This is a genomic window from Pseudomonas sp. S3_G06, from assembly GCF_054667565.1.
Genome location: NZ_CP162738.1, coordinates 2,855,468 through 2,880,554, shown reverse-complemented (window position 1 = coordinate 2,880,554; position 25,087 = coordinate 2,855,468). Strand labels below are relative to the sequence as shown.

The window sequence follows — 25,087 nt, the reverse complement described above, 5'->3', positions numbered from 1 at the left end:
GGGATCGGACGACAAAAGGTGTAAGAAGAAATGACGAATAAGCCATGCGTTCGCCGCGACCAAACTTTGATTTAAATAGTATGACGATTGGAGACGAGCGCAGAAACACGTACTCTTGCCGCTGCGCTGCAAAGACCAAAACAACAACAGGAGTCTGTAATGCAACCGATTCGTCTCGGCCTGGTGGGCTACGGCAAGATCGCCCAGGATCAACACGTTCCCGCCATCCTCGCCAACCCGGCGTTCCAGTTGGTGGCGGTCGCAACCCAGGGCAAACCTTGCGCCGGGGTGGAGAACTTCCAATCGCTGGGCGAACTGCTCGAAAACGGCCCGACTGTCGACGCAATTGCGTTCTGCACGCCGCCACAAGGGCGCTTCGCGCTGGTGCAACAGGCGTTGGCGGCCGGCAAGCACGTGCTCGTGGAAAAACCGCCCTGTGCGACATTGGGCGAGGCCATGGCCCTGGTCGATCAAGTCGCCGAACAAGGCGTCAGCGCTTTGTTCGCCTGGCATTCACGCTACGCACCGGGCATCGCCGCCGCCCGCGACTGGCTGGCCAGCCGCACCCTGCAAAGCGTACAGATTGACTGGAAGGAAGACGTGCGCAAGTGGCATCCGGGTCAGGCATGGATTTGGCAACCGGGCGGCCTCGGTGTGTTCGACCCGGGCATCAACGCCTTGTCGATCGTCACCCACCTGCTGGCGCTGCCGCTGTTTGTCGAAGCCGCCGAATTGCGCGTGCCGAGCAACTGCCAGTCGCCGATTGCTGCCTCGATCAAAATGTCTGATGCACATCAGCTCGACGTACGCGCCGAGTTCGACTTCGACCATGGCCACGACGAACTGTGGAGCATCGAAATCCGCTGCGTCGAAGGCATCCTGCGCCTGGACAATGGCGGCGCCGTGCTGAGCATCGACGGCGTGCGCCAAAGCGTCTCGGAGGAGGGCGAGTACGCAGCGGTCTACCGCCACTTCCAGCAATTGATCAGCGACAAGGACAGCGACCTGGATCTGCAACCGTTGCGCTTGGTGGCGGACAGTTTCTTTGTCGGTAGTCGGGCGTTGGTTGAGCCGTTCTATGATTGAAGTGGATTGTCCGGTTTGAGTGGACGGTGTAACCCTTTTCAAGCGATTTATCCCTTTGCTGTGCGTCAGTAATCTGTACCCAACTTGAACGCAACAACAAAACTCCAAACTTGAAAAGGGACGCACACCATGACCACTCCAACCTACAATCGCCTGAACAAAGACGACGCTATCGTGCTGCTGGTTGACCACCAGACCGGTCTGATCTCGCTGGTGCAGGACTTTTCGCCGAACGAGTTCAAGAACAACGTGCTGGCGCTGGCGGATCTGGCCAAGTTCTTCGACCTTCCGACGGTCCTCACCACCAGCTTCGAACAAGGCCCGAACGGCCCGCTGGTACCAGAGCTGAAAGAGATGTTCCCGGACGCGCCATACATCGCTCGTCCAGGCCAGATCAATGCCTGGGACAACGAGGACTTCGTCAAGGCGATCAAGGCCACCGGGCGCAAGCAGATCATCATTGCCGGTGTTGTAACGGATGTCTGCGTAGCGTTTCCGACCCTGTCAGCATTGGCTGAAGGTTTCGATGTGTTTGTGGTGACTGACGCGTCCGGCACCTTCAACACCACCGTGCAACAAGCCGCATGGAGCCGCATGACTCAGGCCGGCGCGCAGATGATGAACTGGTTCTCGGTGGCCTGTGAGCTGCACCGCGACTGGCGCAACGACATTGAAGGCCTGGGTAACCTGCTGTCGCAGCGTATCCCAAACTATCGCAACCTGATGAACAGCTACTCGGCGCTGACGCAGCAGAAGTAAGCGTTATATCCAAAGCGAAAGCCTGCCTCGAAAGCAGGCTTTTTGCGTTTTCTACAGAACGCCGTTCGTCCATTGCCGGGCACTTGTCACGCAAGGGCATTTCACACGTTCAGGTACCTATCGCTGAACACCTCGGAGAACGACATGGACATTGATGAAAACGCACCGGGCAACCAGTCGCAACAAGCCGTGACGCGCACCACCGACAACGAGACCGGGCACGATCCCAAGCGCGAGAACCCCGAGGTGCCTTTGCCGCCGGACGATGAGGCGCCTGTAGAAGAAGACATGTCGGATGTGGATGCGGCCAATTCGGTTTCGACGGAGCATCCGCCGTCACGCTGACCGTGCAGTTTGAAGGGGAACGCTCGCTGTGATGGTCAACCCGGACAGTTCCCTCTCCTCGGGGAGAGGGCTAGGGTGAGGGGCTTTCCCTGGCACCCTGATGCAGTTCAGTCACCGACATCGTGAAAACCAGTTTCGCTCGCCCATGGTTGGCATACCCATGCGCCACATCCGTCCTCGCCACCGCCGAACACCCAGGCCCGACAATCAGCTCGGCATCGCCAACTTGCAGATGCAACGTGCCTTTTTCGACATGAAACAACTCGGTGGTGCCATTCGAGTGACCGGCTGAAGAAAACGACTCGCCGGGAAACAATTCCCAGCGCCACAACTCGAGCATGTTCGGGCCGCCGGTGCCGGCCAGCAGGCGCGCCGATCCGCCCAGTTCACCGGTCCACAGCGTGGGGATGTCCTGACTGTCGATCAAATGCGCCGCCGGAGTGTCGGCGACATTGACGAAGTCCGCCACGGACAAGCCCAGCGCTGCGGCGATTTTGCACAATGTCGCGATGCTTGGGTTGGCCGAGCCCTTCTCGATCTCGACCACCATGCCTTTGCTCACGCCGGAGCGCCTGGACAGTTCATCCAGGGTGATGCCCTGTTGTTTGCGCGCCTGTTTGAGCGTGCGCGACACCGCCGCGCTGACGGTCTCGACGTCGGCGCCGGCCTCGGTCGTTATATTGACTTTCTTGGTCATTGATCGCTAGCATCGTTTGAAATTCGGGTATGAGGGGGATTCTGGGATGCTGTCTGTCGTGCCGTCAATCGATCCGGCTGTTGCGCAACTCGCGCCGGGCTTCAGAGCGCTGAGTATTGTCGTGCAAGCGGCGCCGATTACTCAGGCATACGTGGCCGGTGAAGCACTGGCCAAAGCCTGTCAGATCGTCGCCAACGGTGGCCCGGCATGGGCGCCCGCGCACTTGCAGGCCTGGGCGGACGTGTTTCGCCAGTTCGGTGCCAAGCCGCAGCGCACGCCGTGCTCGGCCGAGGCTCTGCGCAAACGGGTGTTGCGCGACGGCGAATTGCCGAGCATCGATCCGGTGGTTGATCTGTACAACGCCATCAGCCTCGAGTACGCGATTCCGGTCGGCGGCGAGAATGCGCAAGCCTACGTAGGCTCACCGCGTCTGGTCGTCGCCGATGGCAGCGAACCGTTCGACACGATGAAAGAAGGCCAGCCCGCGCATGAATTCCCGGACGCCGGCGAAGTGGTCTGGCGCGATGACCAAGGCGTGACCTGCCGGCGCTGGAACTGGCGCCAAGGCGTGCGAACCCGCCTTGATGCGCAGGCGCAGCACATGTGGTTCATCCTCGAAAGCCTGCCGGCGATGCCGCTGGAAGCGCTGACCGAGGCCGGCGACAAGCTCATCGAAGGCCTGCAGCAAATGATGCCCGGCGCCGAGATCGAAAGCATGTTGATCGGGCCGGGAGCGCGTTAGGTTAGATATGAGTGCCAGCCCGTTTCGTCAGCGGCACCGCGATTCCCTGTGGGAGCCTGCTCGAGAAGGCGGCACATTCAACATCTTTGCCGGCTGTTCCACCGCTTTCGCGAGCAAGCTCGCTCCCACAGTGTTCCGTGTTGACCAATGATTTGGTGGTGCTACAACCTCTGTGGGAGCGGGCCTGCTCGCGAAGACGGCGGCACATTCAACATCTTTGCCGGCTGATCCAGCGCTTTCGCGAGCAGGCTCGCTCCCACAATGTTCCGTGTTGACCATTGATTTGGTGGTGCAACCAAACCCTGTGGCAGCGGGCTTGCCCGCGAAGACGGCGGTACATCCAAAATCTTTGCCGGCTGACCCAGCGCTTTCGCGGGCAGGCTCGCTCCCACAATATTCCGTGTTGACCAATGATTTGGTGGTGCCACAAAAACCCTGTGGGAGCGGGCTTGCCCGCGAAGACGGCGGCACATTCAACCTCTTTGCCCGCTGAACCACCGCTTTCGCGAGCAGGCTCGCTGCCACAGATTGACTCCGGGTCTCAGTAGGGGCTCGCGGTTGGACGCACGATTAGTTCGCTGACGTCCACGTCCGCCGGTTGTTCGACGGCATACGCAATCGCGCGGGCGATGGCTTCGGCGGGGATGGCGATCTTGCGGAATGACTTCATCTCGGCACGGCCGCCTTCATCGGAAATGCTCTCGGCCAGTTCCGATTCGGTCACGCCCGGTGCGATGACGGTGACGCGGATATCGCCACCGACTTCCTGGCGCAAGCCTTCGGAAATGGCCCGCACTGCGTATTTGGTTGCGCAGTACACCGCCGCAGTAGGGCTCACCGCGTAAGCACCGATCGAGGCGATGTTGATGATCTGCCCGGCGCGCTGGCGCTGCATCAACGGCAGGCTGGCGGCGATGCCGTGGAGTACGCCACGGATGTTAACGTCGATCATGCGGTTCCACTCATCGACCTTCAGTGCGTCCAGTCGGGACAACGGCATGACCCCAGCGTTGTTGACCAGCACATCGACGCGGCCGTAATGCTCCACGGCAAAATCGACGAAGCGCTGCACATCCTGCTGATCGGTGACGTCCAGTGCGCGTAACTGCGCGTGGCCACCGGCGCCGTTGATCTCTTCGGCAATCACTGCCAGACGCTCGGTGCGCCGTGCGCCCAACACCACTTTGGCGCCACGTTCGGCGAGCAGGCGTGCGGTGGCTTCGCCGATGCCGCTGCTGGCGCCGGTAATCACGATCACTTTGTCTTGAATGTTCAGCATGATGTCGTCCTCTTCTGTGTGCCCGTGAGTGGGCTTGGAAGAAGATTAAGTGCGGGGGCGCATGGGCTATTAATCGATTCCTCCACGGGATTTGCCCAATTCTGCTGCGTCGCTTTTCGACAGGTTTCAGGCCCCGCGTGGCGCATCGCGGTAGGCGCTCGGGGTGACGCCGACTTCACGGCGGAACACCTGGGAAAAATGGCTGGGGCTGGAATAGCCAACCTCCAGGCCGATGTCGATCACGCTGCCTGCGGTCTCCAGCAACAGATGACGCGCGCGGCTCATGCGCAGGCGGATGAAGTATTGCGAGGGCGATAAACCGGTGGCGCGCTTGAAGGTGCGGCTGAAGTGGTAGTCGCTCAGCCCGGCGATGGCGGCCAGATGACTGAGGCTGAAATCCTCCGCCAGATTCGCATTCATCGCTTCAAGCACCCGGCGCAGTTTATAGGCGGGCAGGGCGTTGTCGCGGCGCGGGTTGCTGCCGGGGTCGAGGTAATGACGCAGCAGATGGATCGCCAACGCCTGAGCCAGGCTGTGCACCAGCAGTGCGCTGGGTTGGCGCTGTTCGGTCAGTTCGATGCGCAGTTGCTCAAGGATGAAGCTGACCTGCTCGTCACGCGCACCGGACACATCGACAAACGTCACTGCACCGGCCTGTTCGCCGAACGCTTCGCGCGCCGCTTGTTCGATCAGGCCCAGACCGAGGTAGAGGTGCATGACTTCGAAGACCTCACAGCCTTCGGTTTGCCAGCGCATTTCATAGGGTTCGCGGGTGTTGGTCAGGAAGAAGTCGCCCGCCGTGACCTGGCTCGCCTGCCATTCTCCGCCTAACGAACGTTCTTCGACCCGGGCAGTGCCGGCCAATACCAGCACCAGCAGCGGTTCGGCCACGCACGGCACGCGGATCGGCTCAAGCAGGGTTTGATGGCGGAACAGTTGCACCACTGCATCCTTGATCTGCGGCCGCGGCTTGGTCGTTTCCGCAATACCGGGCAGATGCTCCGGCATGGCTTCGGCGGCGATGCGCGCTGGCTGGCTGATTGTCGGTGTAGCGGGGCTGGCAGGGGGCACAGGACGCTCCATCAAAAGCTTCGGCTGTGAATGATTTTGCAGGTTAGGGCGGGCGGGCAGGAAATTCCAGCGCAAAACTCCGACAGTCCCGGCAATCGCCCGAAAGCCCGGCGGCGGAGAGTGCGCGACAGTGAAGCCGTGTTTACGACCGCGCCATCAGGCGCAACACCGATTCGCTATCGAGGAGTTAAAACCATGACTGATTTCAACCACACCCTGCCACAAGAAGTCGCCGGTAAAGTTGCACTGGTCACTGGCGCGGCCAGTGGCATCGGCAAGGCGATTGCGCTGATGCTGCACGCTCGCGGCGCCAAGGTGATTGCCGAAGACCTCAACCCGGCTGTCGAAGCACTGGCTCGTCCCGATCTGGTGCCGCTGGTGGCGGACATCACCGAAGACGGCGCCGCCGAACGCGCAGTCGGCCTTGCCGTCGAGCAGTTCGGGCGCCTGGATATTCTGGTCAACAACGCCGGGATCATCATCAACAAAGCCGTGATCGACATGAGCCGCGACGACTGGGAAAAGATCCAGGCAGTGAATGCCACGGCCGCCTTCCTGCACTGCCGCGAAGCGGTCAAGGCGATGATCCCGAACAAGTCCGGTGCGATCGTCAATATCGCTTCCTATGCGTCGTACTTTGCCTTTCCGACCATTGCCGCCTACACCGCTTCCAAAGGTGCGCTGGCACAATTGACCCGCACGCTGGCCTTGGAAGTCATCGAGCACGGCATTCGCGTCAATGCCATCGGCGTCGGCGATGTGGTGACTAACATCCTCAATGACGTGGTCGAGGACGGCCCGGGCTTCCTCGCGCAGCACGGCGAAGCGGCGCCAATCGGTCGGGCGGCGCAGCCGGAGGAAATTGCCGAAATCGTCAGCTTCCTCGCCTCCGACCGCGCCAGTTTCATGGTCGGCTCGGTGGTCATGGCCGATGGCGGCATGACGGTAACGGCGGGTTGATAGTGGCGTGAGAAGCCACGGGCGCGTGTGGCAAAGCGCCCATGGCTTTGCCACGATCATGAGCACGCAGAATCAGGCAAATCTGCAGCATCTTTGATCTAGTCGCCGCTGGATAAAACTGGCTAATCTTCCTCCGCAGTTGACCCACCTTCGTCTGCTTTCGAGGCCCTTTACATGGATAACCACGACGCTTCCATCCTCCACGATACGGCGGTGTATCGCGCCGAACTGGTGCGCTTGCTGACTCAACGCTTCGACGCGCCGGGCACTTACGAAACGGCGATTGCGCCGCTGCACGTGATCCGTCTCGATGGCCCGTCCGAGCTGATTCACGTTGTGCACCGGCCGGCGCTGTGCCTGATCGTGCAGGGGCGCAAGGAAGTCGGGCTGGGTGACGAACGCTTCCTCTACGACCCGCTGAATTATCTGGTGGTGTCAGTGACGTTGCCGGTGTCGGGACGGGTGATCGAAGCCTCGCCCGAGGCGCCGTATTTTTGCGTACGGCTGGATTTCGATCCGGCACAACTGACGCAACTGATTGCCGAATCACCGCTGACCGGCATGCCGCAGGACGCCGGGCGCGGGATGTTTCTCGACAAGATCGACGTGACCCTGCTCGACACCATGCTGCGTTTGGTGCGCCTGCTGGATAATCCGCGCGACATCGGCATGCTCGCGCCGATGGCGTTGCGCGAGCTGTATTACCGCCTGCTGCGCGGCCAGCACGGGCATCTGCTGTATGAAATCGCCGTCAACGATTCGCAGACCCACCGGGTCACGCGCGCTATCGACTGGCTGAACAAGAATTTCACCGAGCCGCTGCGTATCGACGCGCTGGCGCAGGTGGCCAACCTGAGCAACTCGGCGCTGCATCACCGCTTCAAAGCCGTCACCGCCATGAGCCCGCTGCAATATCAAAAACAGCTGCGCCTGCAAGAGGCACGGCGGCTGATCATCAATGAAGGGCTGGACGTGTCCAGCGCCTGTTACCGCGTCGGCTACGAAAGCGCTTCGCAGTTCAGCCGCGAATACAACCGCCAGTTCGGCTGCCCGCCGTCCAAGGAACTTAGCCGCCTGCGTCAGACCGGTTGATTACCGGGCGGGTCCTGCCCATTCCTCACGAAACCCCAGCAGAAAATCCACAAACGCCCGCACCCGTTGCGGCACATAGCGGCCGTGCGGGTAGAGCAGGGTGTAGGGGCGCGAACGTCCGGTGTACGGTTGCAGCACTTCCATCAGACGGCCATCGGCGAGTTCCTGCTCGACGATGAAACGGTAAGTCTGAAACAGCCCGGCGCCGTGCTTGGCCAGCGTCACACCGCCGAGCACGTCATCGGAGCAGGAATAGCCACCGTCGGAGATCACTTCCAGGTCTCGGCCGTTTTCCTGAAACAGCCAGGAAATCCGCCGCCCGCTGCTGGGCAATTCGAACTGGATGCACTCATGCGCGATGAGATCGTCCAGCGTCTGCGGCGTGCCGGCTCTATGCAGATATTCAGGTGCGGCGACCACCACCAGGGCGGCGTCTTCCAGCAGGCGCGCGATCAGGGTCGAGTCCGGTTGTGCGCGCACGCGTATCGCCAGGTCGTAGCCCTCTTCAACGAAGTCGATATTGCGGTTGCCCAAGTGCACGTCGACCGTGACCTCGGGGTACAACGCGCGAAATTTCGGCAGCAGCGGCAGGATGCGGTGATGCCCGTAGGTGGTAGGCAGGCTGATGCGCAGTCGCCCCGACGGCGAAGTCTGCGCACCCATGACTTCCTGCTGCGCTTCAACCAGTTGCGTCAGCGCCTGGCTGCATTGTTCGAAGAAGCTCCGGCCGGCGTCGGTGAGGCGAATGCTGCGCGTGGTGCGCGCGAACAGTCGCGAACCCAGGCGTTGCTCCAGACGCAGAATCGACCGGCTCACTGCGGCCGGCGTGACCCCGGCCAGTTGCGCGGCGGCGGTGAAGCTGCCGGCTTCGGCGGCCAGGCAGAACAGTTCGATACTGCCTAACTGCAAATCTTCAAAATGGCGTTTCATTGTGGCTCGCACCGAGGATCGACGGACGTTCATCCTCTGTGTACCACAACCAACGACGCCGCCGGTATCCACCGGCGGCGTTGCAGGGTTTCGATCAATGGCCGGCGCTCTGGCCACCGTCGACATGCAGGATCTCGCCAGTGACGAAATTTGCCCCGTCGAGGTAGAGGATCGCTTGCACGATGTCGTCGATTTCGCCCATGTGGCCGACCGGGTGCAGGCTGCCCAGCGCCTGATGGGTTTCCTCAGCGTGCATCGGCGTTTTGATGATGCCCGGCGACACGGCGTTGACCCGAATCCCGCGCTTGGCGTACTCGATGGCCAGGGATTTGGTCGCGGCGTTGATGCCGCCCTTGGTCAGCGACGCCAATACCGAAGGCACGCCATCGATTGCATGATCGACCAGGCTGGTGGTGACGCTGACGACGTGGCCGCTGCCGTGTTTTTCCATCTCGGCGATGGCCAGTTGCGAGATGTAGAAGAAGCCGCTCATGTTGGTCGCCACGACCTGGGCGTAGTCCGCCTGGCTGTAAGCGGTGAACGGCTTGGCCAGAAAGATCCCGGCATTGTTGACCAGCGTATCGACGCGACCGAAGCGGGCAACAGCGGCGCGAATCACGCGCTCGGCGGTTTGCGGATCGGCAATGTCGCCGGCGACGGTCAGGACATCCGGGTCGCTCGACTCTTTGATCGAGCGCGAGGTAGCGACCACTTGATGGCCAAGGGCGCGAAAGCCTTCGACCAGACCTGCACCAATGCCTTGCGAGGCGCCGGTGATGACAACTACTTTTTTCGATGTGCTCATGATGATTTCCTCTGTCGCTGGCCCGTCAGGGTGGCGGGTGGCTGTTGGAAGAGACTTTAGGAAGTTGTGCCGAGTTGATAAATGGGGGCTGAGGTACATCATTTGTACTGTGGTGTATCTAATCAGAGCGGGCCTCGAATGATTGTCCCGTTTGAGTGGACGGTGAAACCCTTTTCAAGCGATTTATCCCTTTGCTGTGCGTCAGTAATCTGTACCCAACTTGAACGCAACAACAAACTTCAAAACTTGAAAAGGGACGCACACCATGACCACTCCAACCTACAACCGCCTGAACAAAGACGACGCTATCGTACTGCTGGTGGATCACCAGACCGGTCTGATCTCGCTGGTGCAGGACTTCTCGCCGAACGAGTTCAAGAACAACGTGCTGGCGCTGGCGGATCTGGCCAAGTTCTTCGACCTGCCAACCATCCTTACCACCAGCTTCGAACAAGGCCCGAACGGCCCGCTGGTGCCGGAGCTGAAAGAAATGTTCCCGGACGCGCCGTACATCGCTCGTCCAGGCCAGATCAACGCTTGGGACAACGAAGATTTCGTCAAGGCAATCAAGGCCACCGGGCGCAAGCAGATCATCATTGCCGGTGTGGTCACGGATGTGTGTGTCGCGTTCCCGACCCTGTCGGCGCTGGCGGAAGGGTTTGATGTGTTCGTGGTCACCGATGCGTCCGGCACCTTCAACACCACCGTGCAACAAGCCGCATGGAGCCGCATGACTCAGGCCGGCGCGCAGATGATGAACTGGTTCTCGGTGGCCTGTGAGCTGCACCGCGACTGGCGCAACGACATTGAAGGCCTGGGCAATCTGTTGTCGCAGCGCATTCCTAACTACCGCAACCTGATGAACAGCTACTCGGCGCTGACGCAGCAGAAGTAAGTTCACGACCCACGAAAAAGCCTGCGTTTAACAGCAGGCTTTTTGTTTTTCCGACGGCTGCGGCCAACTTGGTTGCTCTGTAGCTTGACCCACCGCTTTCGCGAGCAGGCTCGCTCCCACAGTTGACTGTGTTTGCTCAGGAGAAATGCAATTTCCTGTGGGAGCGAGCCTGCTCGCGAAGACGGCGGCACAGTCACCCGAGCAATTCGCTGATCCACTGCATCTCTTGCTTCAGCGCAAGAATTTTGTCCTCCGGCAACGCCTGTTGCGCTCGCGTAAACTGCCCCAACGTCTTCTGCCGCTGCTTCAGCCTGCGTTGCCATTTGTGCAGAAATGCCGGGCAGCGCGCCTGCAGATGCAGGGGTCCGAAAAACAGTTCCCTGGCATCGTAAGTCACCGGATCAGAGCCGCGCTCGGCAACGATGATTTCATAGTCGAAGCGGTTCTCATGCAGCATCTCTTCACAGACGATGCGGTAGCCGTTATCCATCAACCACTGGCGCAGCGCTTGCTCGCCGCCGTTGGGTTGCAGGATCAGCCGTTCGTGGCCATTGAGGTGAGCTTTGCCGTTCTGGAAAATATCGCGAATTGTTTCGCCGCCCATGCCGCACAGGGTGATGGCGCTGATGCCGTCGTCAGGCCTGATCGCCGCCAGGCCATCGGCCAGACGCACGCTGATCTGGCCGTGCAGATCGTTGTCATTGACGGTGCGTTGCGCCGCGTGGAATGGCGTCAACGCGACCTCGCCAGCCACCGCCGCTGTAATCAGGCCTCGGCGCATCAGGGCAACCGGCAAATAGGCGTGATCCGAACCGATATCCGCCAGCCGCGCGCCGACCGGTACGTGGGCAGCGACGCGCTCCAGGCGCATGGACAATGTCTGTTGGTTCAATGGCGACCCCGTTCACCCAGCGGTGGAAAAAGGGGTGCGACTCTGGCGAGCAACGCTGACGCTGTCAATTGTGCAGGTGAAATCCCCGAACCATCGGCAGCATTGCGCTGCCGATGGGCGCTTGCGCTTAGCCGGCGAGGGTTGCGTTGTCGATGACGAAGCGGTATTTCACGTCGCCCTTGAGCATGCGCTCGTAGGACTCGTTGATCTGGTCGGCGCGGATCAACTCGATGTCGGAAACGATGCCGTGCTCGGCGCAGAAATCCAGCATTTCCTGAGTCTCGAGAATGCCGCCGATCATTGAGCCGGCAATGGTGCGGCGCTTGGTGATCAGGTTGAATACGTTCGGCGACGGATGCGGCGATGCGGGCGCTCCGACCAGGGTCAACGCGCCATCGCGCTTGAGCAGCACGAGGAACGCGTCGAGATCGTGCGGCGCTGCGACGGTATTGAGGATGAAGTCGAAACTCTTGGTGTGTGCTGCCAATTCCTCGGCATTGCGCGACACCACCACCTCATCCGCACCCAGCGCCTTGGCCGCTTCACGCTTGGATTCGGAGGTAGTGAACGCGACCACGTGGGCGCCCATGGCGTGGGCCAGTTTGATGCCCATGTGGCCCAAACCACCGATGCCGACCACGCCGACTTTCTTGCCGGGGCCAGCGTTCCAGTGGCGCAGCGGCGAGTAGGTGGTAATGCCGGCGCAGAGCAGCGGCGCGACGGCGGCCAATTGCGCCTCGGGATGACGGATGCGCAACACATAGCGCTCGTGCACGACGATGTTTTGCGAATAGCCGCCGAGGGTCCAGCCCGGTGCGTCCGGGGTCGGGAAATTGTAGGTGCCGATCATGCCGTCGCAGTAATTTTCCAGACCGGATTCGCAGTCATCGCAGTGCTGGCAGCTGTCGACGATGCAGCCGACACCGACCAGATCGCCGACCTTGTAGTTTTTGACGTGATCGCCAACCGCCGAGACGCGGCCGACGATTTCATGGCCGGGGACGCAAGGGAATTGCGTGCCAGCCCATTCCGCGCGCACCTGATGCAAGTCGGAATGGCAGATGCCGCAGAAGGCGATATCGATCTGCACGTCGTGCGCCGCCGGGGCACGGCGGTTGATCTGCATCGGTTCAAGAGGTTTGTCGCCAGCGTGGGCGCCGTAGGCTTGTACGAGCATGTGAGCATCCTCCATGGGGTTGTCGGACGCCCATTGTTGCCCCTGGGTCGGAGCGCGAGGTAGTGCATTTCTGTGAAATGCTTGCCTGATTCTGCTGTTGATTGCGCAACCGAAAGGCAGCCGTATGGCTGCCGTTTCAGGCTCAACGCGGATTGGGCTGGTCGTCCATCTCGGCGTTATCGGTTTCCTGACGTACGCGCTCCGGATCCAGGCCGGTACTGTCATCATCCAGCGGGATTTCGCCTTCGTTGTCGGGTAGCTCGTCGATGCCGCGTTCCTTCATCGGATCGACCTCGGTACGCCCCGGACTCAGCGGGTCGGGCGTGGTTGGGAGCGGATCGTCACCTTGCTTGCCTTGATCGTTATTCATCTCACACCTCGTCATCGCCGTTTCTACGGCTTGTGCAGGTTGGAGGTGCGGGCGATTTTCGCCGTTCGATTTTTTTGCCTGCCTTCGGTCGCCTCGCCAAAATGCGGAATTTCTCCGACGCGCGCGGCTCCATAAACCAACAGCCAGAGGCGAGGACGCAATGATGAGCAGTTCATTCAAAGTCGGCGACGCGGTGCGCTGGAATTCCGAGGCCGGCGAGATCCACGGCAAAGTGGTCAAGGTGCACACTCGCGATACCGAGTTCATGGGCCGCCACCGCCCGGCCTCGAAAGATGCGCCGCAGTACGAGGTCAAGAGCGACAAGACCGGCCACCTGGCCATGCATCACGGCGACGCGCTGAAGCACGCTTAGAAACGTGCCAGTCGGTAGGGCTCAGCGTTGGGCAATGCGAGGGTGGCGCCTGAAACCATTTTCCCGATCATCTCAGCTGTGACCGCCGCTTGAGTCAGGCCCAGATGCTGATGACCGAAGGCAAGCAACACCTTGCCCTCGCAAACTTGGTCGATCACCGGCAGCGAATCCGGCAGCGACGGACGAAAGCCCATCCACGGTGTCGCGCCATCAGCGTTCAGATCTTTGCGAAACAGGCCTTGGCTCAGGCGCTGCAACTGCCAGGCGCGCGCCATGTTCGCCGGCCGCTCCAGCCCGGCGAATTCGACCGTGCCGGCCAGGCGCAGGCCTTCGCGCATCGGCGTCATGATGAACTTGCGCTCCAGCGAGGTGACCGGGAAGGGCAGGCGATCATGCTCGTGCGGCAGCATCAGGTGATAGCCACGTTCGGTGTCCAACGGTACTTGCTTGCCGGTCAGCGCGGCAGTCAGTTTCGCCGAATGCGCACCGCAGGCCAGTAACACGCGGCTGGCCGTCACACCGCCGTTGCCCGTTATCAATAAGACGCCTTTTTCCTGCACGTAGCCGCCCTGAACCTGCTGCTGGAGAAAACTCACACCGCTGCTGCGAGCCGCTTCGACCAGTGCGCAGACCACCCGATAGGGATCAAGGAAATGCCCGGTGCGCGGGAAAAACAGTCCGCCCTGAATCTGTTCGCTGAGTTGCGGCGCCGTTTCGCGGATCGCCCCGGCCTGCCAGTAATCCACCGGCACCTGCTGCTGATGCAGCCGTGCCTGCAAAGCTTCGATGGCCTGACGGGATTCAGGTTTTTCGAAGACCAGTAACGAGCCGTCAACCTTGAGCAGATCCGTGCGCTGGATATCGCTGAGCAAGCGCTGCCACGCATCCAGGCTGCTTTCATTGAGCGCGCGCAAGCCGGCGACGGTTTTCTGAAAAGGCTCGGGCCGCAGATTCAGCAGCAAGCGGGTGAACCACGGCAGGGCGCGCGGCAGATATTTCCAGTCCAGGCGCAGCGGCCCCATCGGGTCCATCAGCATGGCTGGCAAGCGCTTGAGGATAGAAACATCAGCGATCGGAAACACCTGCTCGGTGGCCAGATGCCCGGCATTGCCGAACGAAGCGCCGTGCCCCGGTTCCTGCTGATCGATGACCACCACGCGCAGACCCTGACGTGCCAGACGTAGTGCGCAAGCCACGCCGATGATTCCGGCGCCGACCACGGCGATGTCGTGCGAAGGGTTATTCGCCATGGCGTGTCGCTTCCCGTTGACCATCAAGCAAGCGCCGAAGGTTGAGCGGATTGGTCTGTTGCAGCGCCGTCGGCAGCAAGCTGTCGGGGAAATCCTGATAGCACACCGGCCGCAGGAAACGCAGGATCGCCGCAGTGCCGACCGAGGTGCTGCGCGCATCCGAGGTTGCCGGGTAAGGCCCGCCATGGACCATTGCATCGCAGACTTCCACGCCGGTCGGCCAGCCATTGACCAACAGGCGCCCGGCCTTGCGCTCGAGGGTTGGCAGCAACGCGCGCGCCAGTGCAAGGTCGGCGTCGTCCATGTGCAGGGTCGCGGTCAGTTGACCTTCGAGATGGGCGCAGACCTGACGGATTTCTTCGTCACTGCTGCATTGCACGACAAGCGATGTCGCGCCGAACACCTCAGCCTGCAAACGCGGGTCGGCGAGAAACTCCGCCGCGTCGGTGCTGAAGAGATACGCCTGGCACTGATTCGGGCCTCTGCCGACTTGGCCAACCGCTACCGCGCGTGCACGGGGATTGCCTTGCAGTGCCGTCACGCCTGCTTGATAGGCACCGAAGATGCCGGGCGTGAGCATGGTTTGCGCCGCGCTGCGCGGGATCAGTTCAGCCACCGCGCTGAGGAACCCGTCGAGCGCCGGGCCTTTGCGGGCAATCAGCAATCCCGGGTTGGTGCAGAACTGCCCGGCGCCCAATGTCAGCGACGCGACAAACCCTTCGGCCAGCGCCTGCGCGCGATTTTCCAGCGCGGCGGGAAACAGCAAAACCGGGTTGATCGAGCTCATTTCCGCATACACCGGGATCGGCTCGGGCCGCGCTTGTGCAGCTTTCATCAAGGCCAGACCGCCAGTGCGCGAGCCGGTGAAACCAGCGGCTTTGATGCGCCAGTCGCTGACCAATGCGATGCCGACTTCGTAGCCAGAATCGAACAACAAGGAAAACACGCCCTCGGGCAGAGCGCAGGCTTTGACCGCTTGCGCGACTGCGCGGCCGACCAGTTCGCTGGTGCCCGGATGGGCGCTGTGCGCCTTGACGATTACCGGGCAACCGGCCGCCAGTGCTGCGGCGGTGTCGCCACCGGCCACGGAAAATGCCAGCGGAAAGTTGCTAGCGCCGAACACCGCGACCGGCCCCAGGGCAATCTGCCGCTGGCGCAAGTCGGAGCGCGGCAGTGGTTGGCGTTGCGGTTGCGCACTGTCGACGCGCACGTCCAGCCATTCACCGGCGCGCACGGTACGGGCGAACAGGCGCAATTGCGAGCAGGTGCGGCCACGTTCGCCCTGAAGGCGTGCAGGCGGCAGACCAGTTTCGGCGTGGGCGCGTTCGATCAGTTCATCGCCAAGGTTTTCGATGTGCTCGGCAATGCTTTCGAGAAATGCCGCACGGGCGCTCAGGCTGGTTTCGCGGTACGCGTCTTGCGCCGCCCAGGCCAGGGCGCAGGCATGTTCCACCTGTTCGGCTGACGCCCCGGCGTACTGCGGTTCAAGTGCCTGGTTGGTCGCCGGATCAATCCCGCGAGAGGCCGGACGATTGCCCGCCACGGATTGTTGGCCGATCAGCATGTTGCCCGTCAGAGTCATGGTGTCTTCCTGTGAAATGAGCGAGGCCTGCCGCGAATCGTGATGACTCGCGGCAGGTGGCGGTCAGGCGAAGTTCTGCTCGGCGGACCAGTTTTCGTACCAGTGACGGAACAGCGAATACTGCTTCTCGGCATAGCGCCGTTGCGAGTCGCTCAGCACGTCGCTTTCGTTGAAGTGCAGGGTGTATTCCTTGTCGCCGTTGAGCACCATCAGGTGCTTGTAATACAGCACCAGATCGCAACCTTCGTCGAACGATGACAGCACCGCCAGCGCCGACTCCAGTTCCCGCGCCTGGCGCCGGGCCTTGGCATCGCCTTGCGCGGCCTGCTTGCTCAGCGCCACCAGTTGCAGCACTTCGCGGGGCAGGGCGTTGCCGATGCCGGTAATGGCGCCGGTGGCGTTGCAGTTGACGAAGCCGTGCACCACTTGCGTGTCGACGCCGACCATCAGCGTCACGTCGTCATCCTTGGAGGTGATGTTCTCGGCCGCGTAGCGCAGGTCCGCGCCGCCGCCGAATTCCTTGAAGCCGATCAGGTTCGGGTATTCACGGCGCAGTTCGAAAAACAGATCGGCGCGGGTGGCGAAGCCGTAGTAAGGGCTGTTGTAGATCACCGCCGGCAAGTTCGGCGCGGCTTGCAGGATGGCGGCGAAGTGGGCCTTTTGCGCCGTCGCCGAAGCGCCACGGGACAGCACGCGCGGGATGACCATCAAGCCTTGCGCGCCGACTTTCGCCGCATGCGCTGCGTGGGAAACCGCTTCCCGGGTATTCACTGCACCAGTGCCGACGATGGTCGGCACCCCGGCAGCGACCAGGCGCGCCACGCCTTCCTGGCGCTCGGCTTCGGTGAGCAACGGCCAGTCGCCCATCGAGCCGCAGTAGACCACGGCGCTCATGCCGACATCGATCAGCTCGCGTCCCTTGGCCACCAGCGCATCGAAATCAGGTTTGCGCTGGGCGGTGCACGGGGTCATCAGGGCCGGCATGCAACCAGTGAAGATGTTGTCGCTCATGATTCAACTCCTTGGCATTTCGTTTGATTCGTAGTGAAAAAACGGCGTGGCGGCTCAGATGCCCCACGCGAACGGGTCGGTTTCGTCGATCAGCAAGGTGCTGTCAGCGGTCATGTAGGCGCGGCCGGTGATGAACGGGCGAATGCGTTCGCCTTCCCATTCGAAGCGGCCTTCGAACTGGCTGCCGGTAATGCTCGCCTGGATCCATGGCGCGCCCGCTTCCAACTTGTCGTCGGCGGCCAGGCAGGCAAGTTTGGCGCTGGTGCCGGTGCCGCACGGCGAGCGGTCGTAGGCTTTGCCGGGGCACATGACGAAGTTGCGGCTGTCGGCCTGATCGTCATCGGCGAACAGTTCAATGTGGTCGATGACCGCGCCGTCTTCGCCACAAATGCCTTGGTCTTCCAGCGCCTTGAGCATGGCCCAGGTGTACGCGGTCAGGTGTTCGACGTTGTCCATGGTCAGTGTCTGGCCATGCTCGGAGACGAGGTAAAACCAGTTGCCGCCATAGGCGATATCGCCGACCACGCGGCCGAAACCGGGTACGTCCACCGGCACCTGTTTGCGATAACGGTAAGCGGGCACGTTGCCCAGGGTGACCGAGCCATCGTCGTGCAGCGTCGCGCTGACTTGCCCCACCGGCGTGTCGATCTTGTGTACGCCCGGCTGGATTTTCCCCAGATGCTGCAACGAATTGATCAGGCCGATGGTGCCGTGGCCGCACATGCCCAGGTAGCCGGTGTTGTTGAAGAAGATCACCCCGCAGGTGGCATCAGGCGACACCGGCGGGCAATACAGCGCGCCGACCAGCACATCGTTGCCGTGCGGCTCGAGCAGACAGGCGCGGCGCCACTGATCGTGCTGGCTGCGCAGGGCGTCGCGTTTCTCGGCCATGTTGGTGCCGGACAACTCGGGGAAGCCGCTCATCACCAGTCGTGTCGGCTCGCCGCCGGTGTGGGAATCAATGACGTGTACTCGTTTCATGAAGAGATCCCGTTGGATGATTTCAGTAGGCGCCGGCAGGGCGGGCGTTGACGGTGGGCGAGGGCGCAGGGCTTTCGCTTTCTTCGTCCTCGTCGTCCAGGCGCAGCAGATGGGCAGGCACGCCGGTCGCTGCGCCCCAGTAGTAAATACCGGTGGCGCAAGCGGCGACGACAAGAGTGTCGAACGGATGAGCGAGGATGCCCAGGCCACCGAAGGTGCCGAGTTTCGACAGCACGATAGTCACCGCGTAGAACGCGATCAGCCACGCCGATGAGCGCACCTGACGCGCCAGACTCAGGTGTGCGGTCGGCACAAAGCGACCGCAGAACAGGTAGATGACAAACATCAGGATTTGCAGGCCGAGCAGCCACGACACGGTGTTCCAGCCCGACCAGTAAACGATCAGCGCGGCGATGATGAACGACACCGGCCCGAGCAGGCCCATGCTCTTGACCCGGAACGGGCGCGGCATGTCCGGCGCATTGCGCCGCAGCGCCGCAACCGATACAGGCGCCACCGCATAGCTCAACACCAGCGCGGCGGAGACCACGTTGATCAGCGCTTCCCACGACGGGAATGGCAGGGTCCAGAACACCGACAGGGCGAAAGTCAGCCACAGCGCCGGACGCGGGATGCCGGACTTTTCATCGATGTGGGTGAAGACCTTGAAGAAAGTGCCGGTCTGCGCCCAGCCGTAGATCACGCGCGGCGTTGCGTTCATGTAAATGTTGCCGCAGCCGCTCGGCGAGATCACCGCATCGGCGACCACCAGATAGGCTAGCCAGCCGACACCGAGCGCCAGGGCGATGTCGCGATAGGGCAGGGCGAATTCCTTGCTGATACCGGCCCAGCCGTTGGCGAGCATCTCAGTCGGGATGCTGCCGAGAAAGGCCATTTGCAGCAGCACGTAGATCAGAGTCGACAGCAGCACCGAAAGAATCAGCGCAATGGGAATGGTGCGCTGTGGATTTTTCACTTCGCTGGCCACGGAAATGATCGGCGTCAGGCCCAGGTAGGCAAAGATGATCCCCCCGGCAGAGACCGCCATCTCCACGCCGGACAGGCCGAATGGAGCGAATCCCTGAACCTGAAAGTTTTCCGGTTTGAAGAAGGTGAACAGCACGCCGATCACCAGCAGCGGCACGATGAATTTGAACACGCTGACCAGATTGTTGGCCTTGGCGAAGGTCTTCACGCTGCGGTAGTTGAGCAGGAAAAACACGCAGAGCAGGCCGAACTGCACCAGCCAGCCGAGGATCGTCGGATCGCCACTGCCAGCCTTGGTCAGGCCGGGAAACCACGCCGCCGCGTATTGGCGCGAGGCGACCACTTCGATCGCCACCAGACTGGAAAACGCAATCAGCGTAATGAAGCCCATCAGGTAGCCGAGCAGCGGGCCGTGGGAATAAACCGGGTAGCGCACCACACCGCCGGCACGGGGCAATGCCGCGCCCAGTTCGCAGTAGACGATGCCCAGCAGCAACACGGCGAAACCGCCCAGCAACCAGGAAAAAATCCCCGCCGGACCGGCAATCGCCGAGACATGGCTGGCGGCGAACAACCAGCCGGAGCCGAAGATCGCGCCGAGTCCGATAAAGGTGAGGTCGATCAATGAAAGCTGTTTTTTGAACTTGCCTTGGCCTGACATGGCATCGCCTTCTTGTGAGTTATTGGATAGGCAGTTGTGTCACGGGGACGAGCAGACTTTGCACCGCTCGGCAGTGGCGGCGATTGATGTTTTATGCCGGGATCGATGACGAATTCAGCACAATGGCGCCGATGAATCCGCGGCCTCGACAGGGCCGCGACGTTGCTGCAATCTGCTGGCGAGTGACATTTGCGGTGGTTCAATTCGAGGGGAAGTGTTTGATGCAGTCAGCGTTTTCGATCCTGTGCCAGGGCACTGACGGCTTGCGTGCGCAGACCCTCGAAGCGATGGTCGCCGGTGCCGCGCAGCTGTTGCCGATACTCGATGTGATCCCCAATGCGGCGATCTTCATCAAGGATCTGCACGCGCGCTATGTGCTGGCCAACCGCACGCTGGTGCAGCGTTGTGGCTTGAAAGACCTGCGCCCGTTGCTGGGCAAGACCAGCGCGCAAGTGTTCCCGGCGCAGTTGGGCCCGGGTTACACCGAGCAGGATCGCAAAGTGCTGGAGGAAGGTTTCGTGTTGGAGGATCAGCTCGAACTGCATCTGTATGGCAGTCGCGAACCGGGCTGGTGCCTGACCCACAAACGACCCATCTACGATCGTGAAGGGCTGATCATCGGCCTGGTGGGGATCTCGGTGGATCTGCAGTCAGCCAGCGAAACCCACCCGGCGTTCGAGCGCCTGGCGGCGGTCGATGAATACATCCGCGGCAACTTCAACCGGCGGGTGACGCTGGGTGAACTGACGCGGATCGCCGGGATTTCCGTGGCGCAACTGGAACGCTACTGCAAACGCGTTTTCCACCTGACACCACGGCAGATGATTCAGAAAGTCCGCCTGGAACACGCGCATCGATTGCTGCACAGCGACTTGCCGATTACCGAGGTTGCGCTGCAATGCGGCTACACCGATCACAGCGCTTTCACCCGTCAGTTCAAGGCCTCGACCGGGTTTACACCACGCGAATACCGGCAAGCCACCGGGCATTAGATCAACACGGCCAGCCAGGCCGAGAGCAGCAGAAGAAGGGCCAGTGCCGCGTTCATGCGCTTGAACGCTTGCGGTGAGCTGAGCAACCGCGCGCTGCCGACGCCGAGCAGCGCCCAGAGCGTCATGCACGGCAGTGACACCAGCAGAAATGCCAGCGACAACACCAGCAGGCGCAGGGTCTTGTCGCCGCCGCCAACGAATACGCTGACCACGGCCACTGCCATCATCCACACCTTCGGATTGACCAGTTGCAGCAGCGCCGCGCCGAATACGCTCAAGCCTTGTTCCTGCGCAGCATTTGGGTCCAGCGATGGCGGCGGGCTGCGAAAGATCTGCCACGCCAGCCAGCTCAACCAGAGCACGCCAGCCCAAGCCATGGCTTGCTGCACGCGCGGGAAGCGCAACAGGGTTTCGCCAGCGCCGAGCCCGACCACCAGCACAATCAGCGCCGCCGCCGCACAGGCGCCGAAAATGATCGGCAACGTGGCAATCAATCCGCGCCGCGAACTGTGGCTCAGCACCAGAATATTGGTCGGCCCCGGCGTGATCGAGGCGACGAAAGCAAACAGCAGAAAGGGCAGTAAAGAAGCCATGGTGCAAATTCCTGAAAGTCGAAACAGGACACCATGATCGTCAGCGGGCGGGCCTCAGTCTGGAAGATTTGAGCAGCGTCTGCGGTAGTCCGCCGGGGTCAATTGATAGGCGCGGCGGAACCAGCGCCCCAGATGACTCTGATCGGCAAAACCAAGCACGCTGGCCACCTGCGCTGGCGTCTCGCCGCGTGCGAGCAATTGCCGCGCCTTGGCCAGGCGCAGTTGGATCAGGTAGGCGTGGGGTGCCAGACCGAAAGCGGCCTTGAACGCGCGGGTCAGGCGAAAACGATCGACACCACAGGCTTGCGCTAGGTCGTCGAGGCCGATGTCTTCGTAGGTGTGGGCATGCAGATAGTCGCGCGCAACCTGCGCAACCAGTGGCAGGCGCGGATCGAAGTCCTGACGCTTGCGCCAGTCGAGGTGGCGGGTGAGGGACGCCAGCAGGCCATCCAGCGCAGTCTGCCGGACGATGCGCAGATCGCCGTCATGTAACACGTGGAAGGCTCGCACGATCGCCGTCGACAGGCGCGGATCGTGGCTCAGGGTGTCGGCAAAGCCTGGCTGACTGTCGGCGGGCGCCTCTTCGAACAGCGCGTGCAGTTCGCGCTCCAGCCAGTGCGGATCCAGATACAGCATCGAATAGGTGAAGCCATCCTCGGTCGGCGCATGGCCATCGTGGATTTCACCCGGCTCAAGCAGAAACACATGCCCCGGCGTACTGCGATGACGCACCCGGCGACAATTGAACTGCTGCACGCCTTGCTCGGTCACTCCGACGAGAAAACTTTCATGCCAGTGCGGATCGTAGGCATGCCCACGGAAATGTGCACGAATCGACTCGATCCCGGTATCGACATCCTGGGAGAGAGAGATCCAGTTGCGTTTGTCCATGGGAGGACTCCATAGGGCGGTTGAGCAGGGGCGTTTCTAAAATACCGCGTGGAGGAGGAGAGTGTTTAGAAGATTTGTGCAGGTGCGCAGGGGGATCGCGTCAGGCAATGTGCCTTGGATGGGACCAGAAAACGCAGACGAAAAAAAACCGCCTTCGCGGGGCGGTTTTTTAGTAGGCCTCGATTTGCGATCGAAGCCAGGTGCTGCACCAGCCACCCTAACCAGGATTGCCATGGTATGGAGTTTTACCGTTCCTTGCAACGGTTGAACAGCCGTTCGAAACAAGTGCGTCTTCGGCCCTGCGAAGAGTTTATATGTTTATGTTTGTTGAAAGTTGTCTGGCAGAAATAACATTTAACAAAGGCGTGTCGGTGTTTGATGAATAACGGTGTGAGTGACGCTTTTGTCCTGGAGTTTTCAGGTTAATATGCCCGCGCTCAACTGTTAGAGCGGCGGAGAGGTTTGGCTGGGGGCGCAAAAAAGGTTTTACGCCCTTCGACGCGGATTCGCACCCGTGCCGGAATGATGTCTCGAAGGGATTTCAACCGGCCGCCTCACCAGCCACCCTAACCAGTCGGCTGAAGGCACGCATGATCCGGTAAGTTTGCTGGAGGTTTGGCCGCCAGCCCTGGAGGCCAAAACGTATGAAGCTTTTGCTGCGTACGCTGAGCCTTGTATGGAGATTGTTGAAAGCCTTGCGCTTTGACGAGTTCCTGCGAGACCGCTTTGACGACCTGAAATAAGGCTCGTCTGAGTGGGGAAGACCCGTTTCGGTTTCGATCGATTCGGGTCTTTTTTATTTGGGTAAACTGTCAGAAGTACGACTTGTCAGTTTGGTGCTTTCCATGTTGTAGGGCGTTTCGCCTGGATGTGTAAGCAACAGCTTAACGGTGTGATAAAAAGCGGCCTTCGTTTCTTCAATCATTGATTGCGTCAATAACAACCATTAAGTCAATGAAGTTCTCATATCCACGGTGCGGCGTAAGATCGGCTCCATACCCAACCACTGCAACTCGGAGCACATCATCATGAAACGCCAGACCATCCTCGGTATCGCTTTCTCGGTTTTTGCACTGAATGCCTTCGCCGCCACCGAAACCGACCCGCTGTTCAGTGATGCGGTCGCGGCCGCCACTCAAACAGACCGCTTGTTCAGCAATGCAGTAGCCGCAACCGAAACTGACCCGCTGTTCAGCGATGCAGTAGCCGCAACCGAAACCGATCCGCTGTTCAGCGATGCAGTAGCCTCTGATGGCTCCGATCATCTGCAAGGCAATCGGGTCGCCGAAGGTGGCGCTGACCGTCTGCTCGAACGTCGCACCGCTTGAGCGCAACGATGAGCATCGATAACGAATGCCGCCTCAACCACAGGCGGCATTCGTTCTATTCACGCTTTACAACTCTGCTCTAAACCGCACTCGGCAGCACGGCCTTGTCGCGATCGCGGCTCTTGAATGTCGCCCAGAAACACAGCAACACCGCCACGGAAAAACCGGCGGGGAACAGCCAGATGCTTCTCCAGTCATGCCCCGCGCTTGATGTGAAGTGGTCGGTAATCCGTCCCGCGATCCAGAAACCAATCAACATGCCCAATCCGTACGTAGCCAAGGTGATCAAACCTTGCGCCGAGCTGCGGAAGCGTTCCGGTGCCTTGGCATCGGTGTAGATCTGCCCGGACACGAAGAAGAAGTCATAGCACACGCCGTGCAGGGCGATGCCGATCAGCAGCATGAATGCCTGATCGTCGTTATTGCCGAAGGCGAACAGCCCGTAACGCAATGCCCACGCTGCCATGCCGACCAGCAGAGCGATCTTGATGCCGAAGCGATGGATGAACAGCGGCAACAGCAACATGAACAGCACTTCCGACACCTGACCGATGGCCATCTTCGCTGTCGGGTTGGTCACGCCTATCTCGGCCAGAAACGGGTTGGCATTCTGGTAATAGAAGGCCAGCGGAATGCAGATCAGGATCGAGGCGAGGAAGAACACCAGATAGCTGCGATCCTTGAGCAAACCCAACGCATCGACGCCGAGCATCTGCTTGAGGCTTGATGAGCCCGCTGCGCTTTTCAGCGGCGCAGTGTTCGGCAGACTGAAGCTGTAAAGCCCCAGCAACAGCGACGCGCCGGCGGACATCAGGAACGTATTGCGCAAGCCTCCAGCCGCGATGCTTTGCTGCGAGTCCCAGGCGAACACGAAGCTGATCACCACGCCGGCGACGATCCAGCCCACCGTGCCCCACACGCGAATGCGCGAGAATTCCAGCGCCGGGTCTTTGATCTGGCGGAACGCCACGGCATTCACCAGTGCCAATGTCGGCATGTAGACCATCATGTAGGCGAGCACATAGGGATAAAACGCGCTGAAGTCTGCCGCGCGATAGAGCTGATAAAGCAACACTGCGCCAAGCAGATGCAGCACTGCCAGAATGCGTTCGGCGTTGAAGAACCGGTCGGCAATCAAGCCAATGACAAACGGTGCCAGAATCGCGCCCCAGGATTGCGTGGCGAAGGCCATGCCGACCTGACCACCGCTGGCGGCCAGCGTTGTCGCCAGAAAAGTGCCGAGGGTGACGAACCAGCCGCCCCAGATAAAGAACTGCAAAAACATCATCACGCTGAGTCGCGCATTCATTACGTTCATTTCAGATCACCGTATTGTTT

General features: G+C 61.0%; 26 protein-coding genes. 10 read left to right on the top strand and 16 right to left on the bottom strand.

Annotated elements, in window-relative coordinates; translation table 11 throughout:
• Nucleotides 1-159 precede the first annotated feature (159 nt).
• The 3 genes from AB4N47_RS12895 (at nucleotide 160) to AB4N47_RS12885 (ending at nucleotide 2,190) form a co-directional block, all read left to right on the top strand.
• Entirely contained in the window at nucleotides 160-1,086 is a 927-nt protein-coding gene (locus AB4N47_RS12895; RefSeq protein ID WP_460154564.1) for a Gfo/Idh/MocA family protein, read from the top strand.
• Between the two features lie 129 nt (nucleotides 1,087-1,215).
• Nucleotides 1,216-1,845, top strand: coding sequence for an isochorismate family cysteine hydrolase YcaC (gene ycaC / locus AB4N47_RS12890; RefSeq protein ID WP_341637842.1), 630 nt, complete (start codon nucleotides 1,216-1,218; stop codon nucleotides 1,843-1,845).
• A 144-nt stretch (nucleotides 1,846-1,989) separates the two neighbouring features.
• Nucleotides 1,990-2,190 carry a hypothetical protein gene (locus AB4N47_RS12885; RefSeq protein ID WP_016774226.1) on the top strand — a complete coding sequence of 67 codons (201 nt, stop codon included), beginning with the start codon at nucleotides 1,990-1,992 and terminating at the stop codon, nucleotides 2,188-2,190.
• Nucleotides 2,191-2,260: 70 nt separating this feature from the next.
• On the opposite strand, the gene AB4N47_RS12880 is transcribed toward AB4N47_RS12885, so the two are convergent.
• The gene (locus tag AB4N47_RS12880; protein ID WP_460154563.1) at nucleotides 2,261-2,887 is read right to left on the bottom strand and encodes a helix-turn-helix domain-containing protein; all 627 of its coding nucleotides are present in this window, start codon (nucleotides 2,885-2,887) and stop codon (nucleotides 2,261-2,263) included.
• Nucleotides 2,888-2,933: 46 nt separating this feature from the next.
• Between AB4N47_RS12880 and AB4N47_RS12875 the strand changes: the two genes are divergently transcribed.
• Complete coding sequence (locus tag AB4N47_RS12875; protein WP_110599038.1) at nucleotides 2,934-3,629, top strand: B3/B4 domain-containing protein; 696 nt, start codon at nucleotides 2,934-2,936, stop codon at nucleotides 3,627-3,629.
• Nucleotides 3,630-4,170: 541 nt separating this feature from the next.
• On the opposite strand, the gene AB4N47_RS12870 is transcribed toward AB4N47_RS12875, so the two are convergent.
• Together AB4N47_RS12870 and AB4N47_RS12865 are read right to left on the bottom strand one after the other, a co-directional pair.
• On the bottom strand, nucleotides 4,171-4,908 hold the full coding sequence (locus AB4N47_RS12870; protein ID WP_341637839.1) for an SDR family oxidoreductase: 738 nt from the start codon (nucleotides 4,906-4,908) through the stop codon (nucleotides 4,171-4,173).
• 126 nt (nucleotides 4,909-5,034) lie between these two features.
• Nucleotides 5,035-5,916 (bottom strand): AraC family transcriptional regulator, encoded by an 882-nt coding sequence (locus tag AB4N47_RS12865; protein ID WP_341638021.1) that lies wholly within the window; start codon nucleotides 5,914-5,916, stop codon nucleotides 5,035-5,037.
• A 258-nt stretch (nucleotides 5,917-6,174) separates the two neighbouring features.
• Between AB4N47_RS12865 and AB4N47_RS12860 the strand changes: the two genes are divergently transcribed.
• Together AB4N47_RS12860 and AB4N47_RS12855 are read left to right on the top strand one after the other, a co-directional pair.
• Nucleotides 6,175-6,939: an SDR family NAD(P)-dependent oxidoreductase gene (locus AB4N47_RS12860; protein WP_341637838.1), complete on the top strand. Its 765-nt coding sequence runs from the start codon at nucleotides 6,175-6,177 to the stop codon at nucleotides 6,937-6,939.
• A gap of 174 nt (nucleotides 6,940-7,113) precedes the next feature.
• A complete protein-coding gene (locus AB4N47_RS12855; RefSeq protein WP_016774232.1) occupies nucleotides 7,114-8,031 on the top strand; it encodes an AraC family transcriptional regulator in 918 nt (305 codons plus the stop codon).
• On the opposite strand, the gene AB4N47_RS12850 is transcribed toward AB4N47_RS12855, so the two are convergent.
• A complete protein-coding gene (locus AB4N47_RS12850; RefSeq protein ID WP_071171868.1) occupies nucleotides 8,032-8,961 on the bottom strand; it encodes a LysR family transcriptional regulator in 930 nt (309 codons plus the stop codon).
• A gap of 94 nt (nucleotides 8,962-9,055) precedes the next feature.
• Nucleotides 9,056-9,766 carry an SDR family NAD(P)-dependent oxidoreductase gene (locus AB4N47_RS12845; protein WP_016774234.1) on the bottom strand — a complete coding sequence of 237 codons (711 nt, stop codon included), beginning with the start codon at nucleotides 9,764-9,766 and terminating at the stop codon, nucleotides 9,056-9,058.
• Nucleotides 9,767-10,031: 265 nt separating this feature from the next.
• Between AB4N47_RS12845 and ycaC (AB4N47_RS12840) the strand changes: the two genes are divergently transcribed.
• Nucleotides 10,032-10,661: an isochorismate family cysteine hydrolase YcaC gene (gene ycaC / locus AB4N47_RS12840; protein WP_016774235.1), complete on the top strand. Its 630-nt coding sequence runs from the start codon at nucleotides 10,032-10,034 to the stop codon at nucleotides 10,659-10,661.
• 193 nt (nucleotides 10,662-10,854) lie between these two features.
• Here the strand turns inward: ycaC (AB4N47_RS12840) and AB4N47_RS12835 are convergent, their stop codons facing one another.
• From AB4N47_RS12835 to AB4N47_RS12825, 3 genes are all read right to left on the bottom strand, one after another.
• On the bottom strand, nucleotides 10,855-11,553 hold the full coding sequence (locus tag AB4N47_RS12835) for a tRNA (adenine(22)-N(1))-methyltransferase (RefSeq protein WP_341637837.1): 699 nt from the start codon (nucleotides 11,551-11,553) through the stop codon (nucleotides 10,855-10,857).
• Between the two features lie 127 nt (nucleotides 11,554-11,680).
• Nucleotides 11,681-12,730: an NAD(P)-dependent alcohol dehydrogenase gene (locus AB4N47_RS12830; RefSeq protein ID WP_341637836.1), complete on the bottom strand. Its 1,050-nt coding sequence runs from the start codon at nucleotides 12,728-12,730 to the stop codon at nucleotides 11,681-11,683.
• Between the two features lie 142 nt (nucleotides 12,731-12,872).
• Complete coding sequence (locus AB4N47_RS12825; protein ID WP_056784730.1) at nucleotides 12,873-13,100, bottom strand: hypothetical protein; 228 nt, start codon at nucleotides 13,098-13,100, stop codon at nucleotides 12,873-12,875.
• Nucleotides 13,101-13,263: 163 nt separating this feature from the next.
• Here AB4N47_RS12825 and AB4N47_RS12820 point away from each other — a divergent pair, with 163 nt between their 5' ends.
• Nucleotides 13,264-13,473 (top strand): hypervirulence associated TUDOR domain-containing protein, encoded by a 210-nt coding sequence (locus AB4N47_RS12820; RefSeq protein ID WP_051600414.1) that lies wholly within the window; start codon nucleotides 13,264-13,266, stop codon nucleotides 13,471-13,473.
• On the opposite strand, the gene AB4N47_RS12815 is transcribed toward AB4N47_RS12820, so the two are convergent.
• From AB4N47_RS12815 to AB4N47_RS12795, 5 genes are all read right to left on the bottom strand, one after another.
• On the bottom strand, nucleotides 13,470-14,723 hold the full coding sequence (locus AB4N47_RS12815) for an NAD(P)/FAD-dependent oxidoreductase (protein WP_460154562.1): 1,254 nt from the start codon (nucleotides 14,721-14,723) through the stop codon (nucleotides 13,470-13,472). The two genes, AB4N47_RS12820 and AB4N47_RS12815, sit on opposite strands and share 4 nt — an antisense overlap.
• Nucleotides 14,713-16,305 (bottom strand): aldehyde dehydrogenase (NADP(+)), encoded by a 1,593-nt coding sequence (locus tag AB4N47_RS12810; protein WP_341637834.1) that lies wholly within the window; start codon nucleotides 16,303-16,305, stop codon nucleotides 14,713-14,715. Before AB4N47_RS12810 ends, AB4N47_RS12815 begins: the two co-directional genes overlap by 11 nt.
• A 63-nt stretch (nucleotides 16,306-16,368) precedes the next feature.
• A complete protein-coding gene (locus tag AB4N47_RS12805; protein WP_110599051.1) occupies nucleotides 16,369-17,316 on the bottom strand; it encodes a dihydrodipicolinate synthase family protein in 948 nt (315 codons plus the stop codon).
• A gap of 54 nt (nucleotides 17,317-17,370) precedes the next feature.
• Complete coding sequence (locus AB4N47_RS12800) at nucleotides 17,371-18,297, bottom strand: 4-hydroxyproline epimerase (RefSeq protein ID WP_341637833.1); 927 nt, start codon at nucleotides 18,295-18,297, stop codon at nucleotides 17,371-17,373.
• Between the two features lie 22 nt (nucleotides 18,298-18,319).
• Nucleotides 18,320-19,945 carry an APC family permease gene (locus AB4N47_RS12795; protein WP_217850050.1) on the bottom strand — a complete coding sequence of 542 codons (1,626 nt, stop codon included), beginning with the start codon at nucleotides 19,943-19,945 and terminating at the stop codon, nucleotides 18,320-18,322.
• Nucleotides 19,946-20,166: 221 nt separating this feature from the next.
• On the opposite strand from AB4N47_RS12795, the gene AB4N47_RS12790 reads away from it, so the two are divergent.
• Complete coding sequence (locus AB4N47_RS12790) at nucleotides 20,167-20,937, top strand: AraC family transcriptional regulator (RefSeq protein ID WP_341637832.1); 771 nt, start codon at nucleotides 20,167-20,169, stop codon at nucleotides 20,935-20,937.
• On the opposite strand, the gene AB4N47_RS12785 is transcribed toward AB4N47_RS12790, so the two are convergent.
• A complete protein-coding gene (locus AB4N47_RS12785; protein ID WP_341637831.1) occupies nucleotides 20,934-21,530 on the bottom strand; it encodes a LysE family translocator in 597 nt (198 codons plus the stop codon). The genes AB4N47_RS12790 and AB4N47_RS12785 overlap by 4 nt on opposite strands.
• A gap of 54 nt (nucleotides 21,531-21,584) precedes the next feature.
• Nucleotides 21,585-22,421 carry an AraC family transcriptional regulator gene (locus AB4N47_RS12780; protein ID WP_341637830.1) on the bottom strand — a complete coding sequence of 279 codons (837 nt, stop codon included), beginning with the start codon at nucleotides 22,419-22,421 and terminating at the stop codon, nucleotides 21,585-21,587.
• Nucleotides 22,422-23,449: 1,028 nt separating this feature from the next.
• Here AB4N47_RS12780 and AB4N47_RS12775 point away from each other — a divergent pair.
• Complete coding sequence (locus tag AB4N47_RS12775; protein ID WP_341637829.1) at nucleotides 23,450-23,749, top strand: hypothetical protein; 300 nt, start codon at nucleotides 23,450-23,452, stop codon at nucleotides 23,747-23,749.
• Between the two features lie 79 nt (nucleotides 23,750-23,828).
• On the opposite strand, the gene AB4N47_RS12770 is transcribed toward AB4N47_RS12775, so the two are convergent.
• Nucleotides 23,829-25,067: a nucleoside permease gene (locus tag AB4N47_RS12770; RefSeq protein ID WP_341637828.1), complete on the bottom strand. Its 1,239-nt coding sequence runs from the start codon at nucleotides 25,065-25,067 to the stop codon at nucleotides 23,829-23,831.
• Between the last annotated feature and the right edge of the window lie 20 nt (nucleotides 25,068-25,087).